9 protein-coding genes and 1 riboswitch are annotated in these 9,521 nt (G+C 70.8%); of the genes, 6 read left to right on the forward strand and 3 right to left on the reverse strand.

Annotated features, from left to right (window positions below; all coding sequences use genetic code 11):
- Nucleotides 1–18: 18 nt before the first annotated feature.
- Nucleotides 19–151, reverse strand: a riboswitch (cobalamin riboswitch).
- Between the two features lie 76 nt (nucleotides 152–227).
- From AB0H36_RS40565 to AB0H36_RS40575, 3 genes are all read left to right on the forward strand, one after another.
- Nucleotides 228–2,969: a LuxR family transcriptional regulator gene (locus AB0H36_RS40565; protein WP_360536075.1), complete on the forward strand. Its 2,742-nt coding sequence runs from the start codon at nucleotides 228–230 to the stop codon at nucleotides 2,967–2,969.
- Nucleotides 2,970–3,056: 87 nt separating this feature from the next.
- The gene (locus AB0H36_RS40570; RefSeq protein ID WP_360536077.1) at nucleotides 3,057–3,338 is read left to right on the forward strand and encodes a nickel-binding protein; all 282 of its coding nucleotides are present in this window, start codon (nucleotides 3,057–3,059) and stop codon (nucleotides 3,336–3,338) included.
- A 58-nt stretch (nucleotides 3,339–3,396) separates the two neighbouring features.
- Complete coding sequence (locus AB0H36_RS40575; protein WP_360536079.1) at nucleotides 3,397–3,723, forward strand: hypothetical protein; 327 nt, start codon at nucleotides 3,397–3,399, stop codon at nucleotides 3,721–3,723.
- Nucleotides 3,724–4,030: 307 nt separating this feature from the next.
- On the opposite strand, the gene AB0H36_RS40580 is transcribed toward AB0H36_RS40575, so the two are convergent.
- The 3 genes from AB0H36_RS40580 to AB0H36_RS40590 are packed head-to-tail and all read right to left on the reverse strand — an operon-like array spanning nucleotide 4,031 to nucleotide 6,617.
- Nucleotides 4,031–5,002, reverse strand: coding sequence for a DUF3500 domain-containing protein (locus tag AB0H36_RS40580; RefSeq protein WP_360536081.1), 972 nt, complete (start codon nucleotides 5,000–5,002; stop codon nucleotides 4,031–4,033).
- Nucleotides 4,993–5,679 (reverse strand): histidine phosphatase family protein, encoded by a 687-nt coding sequence (locus AB0H36_RS40585; protein WP_360536083.1) that lies wholly within the window; start codon nucleotides 5,677–5,679, stop codon nucleotides 4,993–4,995. Before AB0H36_RS40585 ends, AB0H36_RS40580 begins: the two co-directional genes overlap by 10 nt.
- A complete protein-coding gene (locus tag AB0H36_RS40590) occupies nucleotides 5,664–6,617 on the reverse strand; it encodes a cobalamin biosynthesis protein (RefSeq protein ID WP_360536085.1) in 954 nt (317 codons plus the stop codon). Before AB0H36_RS40590 ends, AB0H36_RS40585 begins: the two co-directional genes overlap by 16 nt.
- A gap of 42 nt (nucleotides 6,618–6,659) precedes the next feature.
- Between AB0H36_RS40590 and AB0H36_RS40595 the strand changes: the two genes are divergently transcribed.
- The 3 genes from AB0H36_RS40595 to AB0H36_RS40605 are packed head-to-tail and all read left to right on the forward strand — an operon-like array spanning nucleotide 6,660 to nucleotide 9,405.
- Nucleotides 6,660–7,463, forward strand: a complete 804-nt coding sequence (locus tag AB0H36_RS40595) for a serine hydrolase (RefSeq protein ID WP_360536087.1) — start codon at nucleotides 6,660–6,662, stop codon at nucleotides 7,461–7,463.
- A complete protein-coding gene (locus AB0H36_RS40600) occupies nucleotides 7,460–8,542 on the forward strand; it encodes a dipeptide epimerase (protein ID WP_360536089.1) in 1,083 nt (360 codons plus the stop codon). Before AB0H36_RS40595 ends, AB0H36_RS40600 begins: the two co-directional genes overlap by 4 nt.
- Entirely contained in the window at nucleotides 8,539–9,405 is an 867-nt protein-coding gene (locus AB0H36_RS40605; RefSeq protein WP_360536091.1) for an NlpC/P60 family protein, read from the forward strand. The genes AB0H36_RS40600 and AB0H36_RS40605 overlap by 4 nt, the downstream gene beginning before the upstream one ends.
- Nucleotides 9,406–9,521 lie beyond the last annotated feature (116 nt).

A 9,521-nucleotide genomic window follows, 5' to 3' on the forward strand; every position in this document is an offset into this window, starting at 1 on the left:
CTCGGGGTGTCCACGCCCCGTCCGGAGGTTCGACGGCGGCAGTTCCTGACTCCCACACAAGGTGGTCACAGTGGCGGGACCGTCCCGGACTCACACCGGGTTCCTGCTGATGCCGTCGATTGACAGAGCGACTCTAGCCGAACCCTCGCCGTGGTTCTCGCGAGCAGCTGCGCAGAGTGCTGCGCCTGGGTGCGCCGGCGGTGTCAGGGGTACGGTGAAGTGTGCTGGTGGGGCGCGACGCGGATCGGGCTCGGGTCGGTCGCCTGCTCGCGGGGGCTCAGGCCGGGTTCGGGGGTGGGTTGCTGGTGCTGGGCGAGCCCGGTATCGGAAAGACCTCGCTGCTCGACGACACCGCCGCGGGTGCGGCCGACTTCCGAATCCTGCGAGCTACCGGGATCGAGACCGAGACGGAACTGCCCTACTCGGGGCTGTTCGAGCTGCTTCGGCCGGCGGCAGACAGCATCGCGGCACTGCCCGTCCGCCAAGCCAACGCGCTGCATGCCGCCTTCGCCGAGACCGCGGCGCAGGAGGTCGACGGATTCGCCGTCGCGGCGGCCACGCTGACGCTGCTGTCCGACGCGTCCGCGGCTCTGCCGATGCTGTGCCTCGTCGACGACTTTCAATGGCTGGACGCCGCCTCGGGGTCCGCGCTCGCCTTCGCAGTACGGCGAATCGAGTCCGAGCGGATCGCCATGGTCTTCGCAGCGCGCGACCCACGGCCCGACACGGACCTGCCGCGCGGGATACCGGTGCTCCGGCTTCAAGGTCTCGGCGACGACGCGGCCGGTGAGGTGCTCAGAGCCGCGGCACGACACGAGCTGCCCGAGTCCGTCCGATCGATGCTGTTGCGAGCGGCCACCGGAAACCCCCTGGCGTTGCGTGAGCTGGTCGCTGCGCTTGAACCCACCGAGCTGAGCGGACAGGTGCCACTGCCCGAACCGCTGCCAGTGGGCAGCGAGATCGCCGATGTCTATCGCAGGGAGCTCGAGGCGCTACCCGCGCCGTCCCGGGCCGCCCTGTTGGTGCTGGCGGTGAGTGAGGACACGGGAGCGGAACAACTACTGCCGGCGGTCAGAGCTCTCACCGGCGATCCCGCGGCGCTCGATCACGCTGAGCGAGCCGGTCTGGTGCGCTGGACCTCGTCGGGACTGGTGTTCCGGCATCCGGTGCTCCGCTCGGTGGTCCATCAGACCGCGACGATCGCTGAGCGGCAGGCCGCACATCGATCCGTTGCAGAGACACTTCCGGCCGGGCGGGCGGAACTGCGCGCCTGGCACGCTGCGCTGTCGGCCGTGGCCCCGGACGAGGCGATCGCGGCCGATCTGGCACGGACAGCGGACCTCGCCCGGAACCGCGGCGGGCGCTGGGCGGAGTGCCGTGCCTACGAGCTCGCCGCGCGGCTCAGTCCCGATCCTGAGCGACGAGCCGAGCGGACCTACTCCGCCGCGGTGGCCGCCTTTCTCTCCGGGCATCACTCGGTCGCGCAACAACACCTGGAGGCTGTGCTCGCGGCGAGCGGGAATCCGTTGCTCCGGGCGGACGCAGAGCACGAGCGCGCCCGGGTTGCGCTGTGGCGCGGCCACGCCGACCCACCCCAGCGCCTCCAGGCGGCCGCCGACCGGGTCGCGCCGTACGACGCCGAACGGGCGGCCAAGCTCCTCGCGTACGCCGTCGTCGACCTCGGTGCGCAGTGCCGGGCAGCCGATGCGTTGCCGTATGCGTTGAAGGCGTGGGACCTGATCGGCTGCCGGGACCATCCACTGGTGGTGACGTTCAAGGTCGCCTACACCCTCGTCATGGCCGGCAAGACCGACGACGGAGCGCGACTGACCGAACAGGCAGCCCGCGTGGCCGAGCAAGGAGATGACGTCAGCGCGCTGGCGATGCTCGGGCCGGTGCTCAGCTGGCTGGACCGGTCGGCGGATGCCGAGCGCGTGCTCACCCGTGCGATCGAGCTGTGCCGCGCGAGCGGCGACCTCTGGATGCTCACGAACGCCCTGACCAATGCCGCGGAAGTGGCGCGTCGCGGTGCTCGCCTCGATCACGCCCTGGTCCGGGCCGACGAGGCACGTGCCCTTGCCGAGTCACTCGACGAGCCGGTCCAACTGGCGACGGCACTGGCTGGACTCGCCCGGGTGGAGGCCGACCTCGGTCGAAGCATCGAGTGCAAGGCGCACGCCGTACAGGTCGATCGAATCACCCGTCCGGCCGAAGAGCTACGAGTGACGTGCGCCGCGGCATTGGGCACCTTGGGGTTGGCGTCCAGAAGGCACCAGGCTGCCGTCGACGAGCTGGCACCCGCCGCGGAACTCCTGGCCGCCGGCGGTGTGAGCGAGCCGCGAACCTTCGGCATCGAGGGCGATCTCGCGGAGGCTTACGTGCGGTGTGGTCAGGTCGACCTGGCGGTGGAGCTCATCGAAAGGCTCAAGGCCTACGCCAGGCCGCGAGGCGCCGCGAGTGTCCTCGCCGCCGTCGCTCGGTGTCGCGGACTGTTCGCCCCGGACGAAGAGTACGAGACCTGGTTCATCGAGTCCCTCGAGCTCGCCCGCGATGTCGGCGCTCCACTCGCGGAGGCGCGCACGAGGTTGTGCTTCGGCGAGCGTCTCCGCCGTCAAGGCCGACGCTCGGCCGCACGAGACCAATTGCGATCGGCGCTGGCGATCTGCGAGGAGTACGGCGCCGCGCTGTGGGCCGACCAGGCGCGCAGCGAGCTGCGGGTCTCCGGCGAGACCCTTCAGCCGCACGGCGACGACCCCCGGCGCCAGCTGACGGCGCAGGAGTTGCAGATCGCCCTGCTCGTCGCCGAGGGGGCACGCAATCGCGACATCGCCACGAGCTTGTTCCTGAGTCCCAAGACCGTTGAGGCGCACCTGACTCGCGTCTATCGCAAGCTCGGTGTCACGTCCCGCACGCAGCTCGCCGCGCAGTTGGCCCACGCAGTTGCGGCTCCGGTGCAGGGAGAAGCGTAGGGGTTTCCCCGACGCGAGTCCGGTCGCCGCATTCGTAGCGTCGTCGGTGTCGCCGGCCATCGGGGCCGGCCAGCACAGGGAGTCCCCATGATCACCTACATCGTCGAGCGACAACTGCCGGGCGTTGCGGCCGGCGACGTCACGGCCGCCGCTGTCAGGGCTCGTGACGCCGCCGATCAGCTCACCCGAGAAGGTACGCCGGTCCGCTACATCAGCTCGGTCTACGTGCCTTCCGACGGCTCGTGTCACTGCTTGTTCGAGGCATCGTCCGAGACCGCCGTACGGCAGGTCAACGAGATCGCCGCCATCCCGCTCGAGCGCATCGCGCCGGCCACCCAACTGACGGCGTCGGCACTCCCCGCCAACTGAGCACCTGCCGACCGCCATTCCACCGACACCGACACCGACACCGACAAGGAAGACCACCATGCACGTCCTCACCCGCACAGTCCTCACCGTCGCGGCCGCGCTGAGCTTCGGCATCGCAGCCCCGGCCATCGCGTCGGCCGACACGCCCGCGAACGACTTCGCCACCAACTACTCCGGTTGCCTCGGCCCGCTGCGCAGCGCCATCGCCAGTGGTGCCCTGGATGGGGCGACCCTGCCCGACGGCACCGTCCTACCCGGCGGCTTCGGCGGATCCTTCAACCCAGGCGGCCACCTCGGCACCGTCGCGGAGGCCGAGTTCCTGATGAGCCACGGCTTCACCGAGCAGCAACTCGCAGCCTTCTGCGCCTCACTCGTCACGCACTGACGAGCACAACGACTCGGCGCGGCCGCCCCGGGTCCTACGACTCAAGTCGGGGCCCGAGACACCATCTGGTGGGCTGGGACATGGTATTTCATGTCCCAGCCCACCGGTTCCTGTCTCAGCTCCTCTGGCTGTGGTCGCGGTCGGCCTCGCGCCATCGACCGCCCGCGGCGCCTCGGAGCGTTTTGTCCAGACCACCGCCGGCACCGTCCAGGGAGTTGCCAAGAGCAACTACCGCGTCTTCGACGGCATCCCGTACGCCGCTCCGCCGGTAGGTCACGCAGGTCGTCGACGACATGTCCACCAACCATCAGTGCGCGCTCTGGGAGTAGTGGGCAGCGAGCAGGTCGGTGCCCCAGTCGTTGCGGAGGTCGCGCCAGACGGAGTGGATGTGGTTGGCGTTGTCCTGGGTGTTGTCGTACTCGGCGAGGAAGGTAGGGCCGACGATCGAGTAGTAGTGGCGGTGGCCGACGCCTGGCTCGGTCTCGCCGGCCCAGGCGAAGGTCAGGCGCTCGATGCCGTGGTCGGTGATGTCCTGCCAGGTCTGCAACCCGATCGGCCCGGCGGCGCGGCCGACGTACTGGCCGACCAGGAGGCTGAACACCTGGCGTTGCTCGCCGGTCATGTCGCCGTACGCCAGGCCCCGGTGCAGCAGGGATGCGTCGGCGACCGGGTCGTGCCGGGTGAGGATGTCGTCGGGCGCCTCGTCCGAGACGACGGCGACCGCGCGCTGGCCGGGCTCGAGGGCGTGCAGGAGCTGGAAGCCCAGGTCCTGCTCGGCGGCCAGGAACCGCCGGCCCGCCTGCGGTCCCGACCGCACCTCGGCCGGGTTCGACCCGATGAACTGCGGGGTGAACGCGATCGCGCCGTCGACGAGGGTCACGTGCAGGGCCAGGTGGTGACCGTTCAGCCGCCAGGCCCACGGCTCCGTGCCGGCCGGGTCGCCGAGCACCCGGAGGAAGTACCGCCCGCCCAGCACGGAACCCTCCCACTCGCCGGTCGGCGGCAGGTCGGGGATCCCGCGCAGGATCACCTCGGCCTCCAGCACGGCCTTCGAGTCGGCCACGCCGCGCTCACTGCAACCGATCTCGATCAGCCGCTCCGCGAGCCGCTGCTGGGCCGGGGTCAGCTCGGCCAACGGCAGCCCGGGCCGGTCGCCGGGCAGGTACGTCCAGTCCTTGTGGTCGGGCGTGTCGAAGGCGGCCCTGACCTTGTCCAGCTGAGCCGGCGACAGGCTCGCCAGCAGCTCGAGGACCGCTTCCCGGGTCTGCTCTACAACCATGCCGATCGCTCCCGTTCCGTCGGTTCGTAAGGTGTCCACTGCTCGAACGGCCGGTCCAGCTTGTACCGGAAATCCGGCTGCCGCAGCAGAACGCGTGTTTCGGCGTTGTCCGGGTTGCACAGCGTCTCGAAGAACCGGACCGACCAATGGAACCAGCGCATGCAGAACAGCCGCATGGTCAGCCCGTGCGACACCAGCAGCATGTTCCGTGGCGCGTCCGGTGTCTCGAAGTCGCGGTGCATCGTCTCCAGGAACGTCGACACGCGGTCGTACACGTCGGCGCCGGACTCGCCGTCGGTGAACCGGTAGAAGAAGTGCCCGAACGAGTCCCGCAGCTGCTGCTGCCGCTCGATGTCCTCGGTGTCCTGGAAATTGGCCCAGTCCTGCTCCCGCAGCCGCGGCTCCTCGCGGACGACGTCCAGCAGGTCATCGATGCCGAGCGACTCCAGCGTTTGGCAGGCCCGCAGGTACGGCGAGACGTAGACCCGGACCGGTTCGTTCTCGAACAGCTCCCGCAGCCGCTTGCCCGCCTGGGCGGCCTGCTCGTGGCCGTGCTGGGTGAGCGGGATGGAGTGGTCGGGGACGCGCTCGAAGATCGTCTTGTCCAGGTTCGCCTCGGACTCGGCGTGCCGGATCAGGGCGATCCGCAGCGGCCGCCGGCTCAGGTCCTTACCCACCGTCTCCCCTTCCGCCGGCTCGCTACCGCCAGGATCCCCGCAACTCCCACTGCCACTCCCGCCGCCGCGACGCCGACGCGCCGCGCGAGGGCAGCGGTACGGCGGACGTCCGCGACCGTCGGCGTGGGTCCGTCTCCCAGCGTGCCACGGTCCTCCTGATAGTCCCCGTAGCTGTTCCGCCCGCCGAGCTGCAGGTCCAGCGCACCGGCGAACGCAGCCTCGACCGGCCCGGCGTTCGGACTCGGATGCTTCGACGCGTCCCGCCGCCACACCCCGACCGCCTCCCGCGGCCGCCCAGCAGCGAACCCGGTCAGCACGGCGCAGGCCCGAGCGGGCAGCAGATTGAGTACGTCGTCCAGCCGGGCCGCCGCCCACCCGAAGTTCAGGTACTTCGCCGACTTGTAGCCGACCATCGCGTCGAGCGTGTTCGCGGCGCGGTAGCCGAGTAGTCCGGGGACGCCGAGCGCACCGCCCCACAGCAGTGGCGCGACGCAGGCGTCGGAGGTGTTCTCGGCGAGCGACTCCACCGTCGCCCGAGCCAGCTCATCGGCCTCCAGGTCGGTCGCGTCCCGCGCGCACAGATGGCTCAGCCGGGATCGTGCCGCCGGGATGTCCTTCTCCTCGAGCAGGGCGGCCATGTGCTCGGCCTCGCGGTCCAGGCTGCGGGCGCCGAGCACGGTCCAGGTCGCGGCGGCGGTGACCAGGGTGTGGACGATCGGGCGGTTCCGGGTCAGCCGCTCCACGAGCGCTCCGCCGGCGACCGCCGTACCGACGAGGGCGCCGGTGTAGGCCGCGCCGGCTGCGCGCGAGTTGCCGTACCTGCGCTTCTCCAGGCGGGTGGCGACCTGGCCGAAGCCGGCCACGGGGTGGTAGCGGCGCGGATCGCCGAGCACACGGTCGGCGGCGAAGCCGAGAACGAGACCCAATGCTCTGGACACCCTCGGAAGTCTGCCAGGCGGGTGTGTGGAAGGGTGAGCGGCATGGGAATCGCGGAACTGCTCCGGGAGGTCGACGGGAGCGGCGACTTCGGGGTGTGGCTCGGCCGACTGGACGGTACGCCGGTGTTCGAGCACCAGGCGGAGCGGACGCACTACTCCGCCAGCACGATGAAGTTGCCGGTGGCGATGGCGATGATGCGCAAGGTCGAGACGGGTGAGCTCGCGCTCGAGCAGCTGGTGACCGTGCACAACGACTTCGAGTCCGCGGCCGGCGGCCGGTTCGGCGTGCGCCAGGACGAGGACGACGCGCCGGCGACCTGGACCAAGCTGGGTACGCAGGTGCCGCTCGGCTGGCTCGCGACCGAGATGATCACGGTGTCCAGCAACCTCGCGACGAACCTGGTGCTGGAGCTGGCCGGCGTCAAGGCAGCCAACGCCGAGCTGGGGTCCGGGCCGAGCGCGATCCGGCGTGGGATCGACGACATCCCGGCGCGGCGGGCCGGGATCAGCAACGAGATGAGCCCGGCCGGGCTGGCCGCCGTACTGGTTGCGGTGGGCAATCAGAAGGGCGCGTCGGGCACGTATCTGCGCGACCTGCTGGCCGGCAACCAGTGGAACGGCGAGATCCCCGCCCTGCTTCCGACCGGGACCCGGGTCGAGCACAAGAACGGCTGGGACACCCGGATCCGGCACGACGGCGGCATCGTCCGCCCGGCCGACGCGGATCCCTTCGTGCTCGTCGTGTGTACGACGTCCGACCTGCCCGACGCGGACGCGCAGAAGCTCATCGCGTCGATCGCGTTGGAGGCCTGGAACCACCGCCACGACCTGGACGCGGTGCGATGAAGATCTCCACGCACCTGGTGTCGGCGCCGCTGCACACCCCGTTCGTCACTGCTCTGCGTACGGCGACGCACGCCGACTCGCTCCTGGTCGAGATCAGCGACGGCTCGGTCAGCGACGGCTCAGTCAGCGGTTGGGGTGAGGCCCCGCAGGTCTGGAAGGTCACCGGCGAGTCGCTCGCCGGAGCCCAGGCGTGTGTCGAGGGACCGATCGCGGCCGCGCTGGACGGGCTCGAGCCGGACGACCTGACCGAGGCGCTCCGCCGGGTGCAGAACGCTGCCGTCGGCAACTTCGGCGCCAAGGGCGCGGTCGACGTCGCGCTGCACGACCTGGCCGCCCGTCGTCGCGGGCAGTCGCTGCACAACTTCCTCGGGTCGACGGTGGACACGGTCGCTACCGACGTCACGCTGTCGGTCGGCGATGCCGACGCGCTCGCAACCGCAGCACGAGCTCGCGTCGCCGACGGCTTCGACGTGCTCAAGATCAAGGTCGGCACCGGTGACGCGCGCGCCGACTTCGAGCGGGTCCGCCAGGTCCGGGCGGCGATCGGTCCCGGCCCGTCGCTGCGGCTCGACGCCAACCAGGGGTGGTCGCGGCGCGACGCCGTGACCGCGATCCGCGCGATGGAGGACGCCGGCTGCGACCTCGAGCTCGTCGAGCAGCCGGTGCCCGCGGCCGACCTCGAAGGGATGGCGTGGGTGACGGACCGGGTCAGTACGCCGATCCTGGCCGACGAGTCCGTGTTCGGCGTGCGCGACCTGGTGGCCGTGATCCGGTACGGCGCCGCGGACATGGTGAACGTGAAGCTGGCCAAGTGCGGCGGGCTCGGACCGGCCCGGACGCTGCTCGAGCTGGCCCGGGAGCACGGGATCCAGACCATCATCGGATCGATGATGGAGGGCCCGGTCGGCGTCGGCGCAGCGGCTGCGCTCGTGTCGGCGTATCCGACGTCGGCGGTCAACGACCTGGACGCGGCGTGGTGGCTCCGGGAGGCGCCGGTGACGGGCGGGATCCGGTACGACGGCGCGCTGATCCACCTGCCGTCGGCGCCCGGACTCGGCGTGACAGGCTTGACCGCATGAAGCTAGTCGCCGCCAAATTCCCGGTCAGCACGGTGTGGACCGCGCCGGACGCGCCCCGCGACATCGACGCCCCTGCGATCGCCGCTCAGCCCGACGTGGCCGCCTGGGCGAAGTCGATGGACACCGAGACGCGCCTGGGTCTGCACGACCGGACGCTGACCCAGTTGCTGTTCGCCGAACCCGTGCTGGTGCGGTCGGAACGGGACGGCTGGTCGGAGATCGTCGCGCCGTGGCAGCCGTCGTCGCAGGACGAGCTGGGGTATCCGGGCTGGGTGCCGTCCAGCCACCTGGGTGAGTTGCCGTCGGCCGCGTCTGCTCCGGTCGCTGTCGCCGTACCGACTGCTGCTCTGCTGGCCGAGCCGGCTGGTGACGCGCGGATCCTGGGAGAGTTGTCGTTCGCCACGGTGCTCGCGTCGGTTGAGCACGCGGACGGGTACACGCGGGTGGCGACGCCCGATGGTGGGTCGGGGTGGCTGGCCGACAGCGCACTGCGGACCGGGTCGGGGTCGGCCGAGGACCGGCTAGCGCTGGGGTCGCAGTTCCTGGGGCTCGAGTACCTGTGGGGCGGTACGTCGGCGTACGGGCTGGACTGCTCCGGCCTGATCCACACCGTGAGCCGGGTGCTCGGTCTTCGCACCCCGCGCGACGCCCACGACCAGGCGGACACCCTGGAGAACATCCCCATCGACGAAGCCCAACCCGGCGACCTCTACTTCTTCGCCCGCCCCGGCCAGCCGGTCCACCACGTAGGCTTCGTCTCCCCCGAAGGCATGCTGCACGCCTCCGAAACCGGCAAACGCCTGGAAAACGAACCCCTCTCAGCCCCTCGCCGCGCCACCCTGGTAGCCGCCGCCCGTTTGTGACCCGGCTGCCCCGCCGGCGGATCACCTGGCCCGGTGCCCGACCGCCGGATTCCTGGGAAAGGGCACCAGCGGCCCGTTCGCGGACTTCTACCAGTCGCTGGTCGGTGACTGGTGGG

It is taken from the genome of Kribbella sp. NPDC050820, from assembly GCF_040653975.1.
Lineage (GTDB): Bacteria > Actinomycetota > Actinomycetes > Propionibacteriales > Kribbellaceae > Kribbella.

Coding starts and splice junctions, on each gene's coding strand:
- AB0H36_RS40570 (WP_360536077.1), top strand. CDS start 3,057: ATGATCACCTACATCGTCGAGCGACAACTGCCGGGCGTTGCGGCCGGC.
- AB0H36_RS40575 (WP_360536079.1), top strand. CDS start 3,397: ATGCACGTCCTCACCCGCACAGTCCTCACCGTCGCGGCCGCGCTGAGC.
- AB0H36_RS40580 (WP_360536081.1), bottom strand. CDS start 5,002: ATGGTTGTAGAGCAGACCCGGGAAGCGGTCCTCGAGCTGCTGGCGAGC.
- AB0H36_RS40595 (WP_360536087.1), top strand. CDS start 6,660: ATGGGAATCGCGGAACTGCTCCGGGAGGTCGACGGGAGCGGCGACTTC.
- AB0H36_RS40600 (WP_360536089.1), top strand. CDS start 7,460: ATGAAGATCTCCACGCACCTGGTGTCGGCGCCGCTGCACACCCCGTTC.
- AB0H36_RS40605 (WP_360536091.1), top strand. CDS start 8,539: ATGAAGCTAGTCGCCGCCAAATTCCCGGTCAGCACGGTGTGGACCGCG.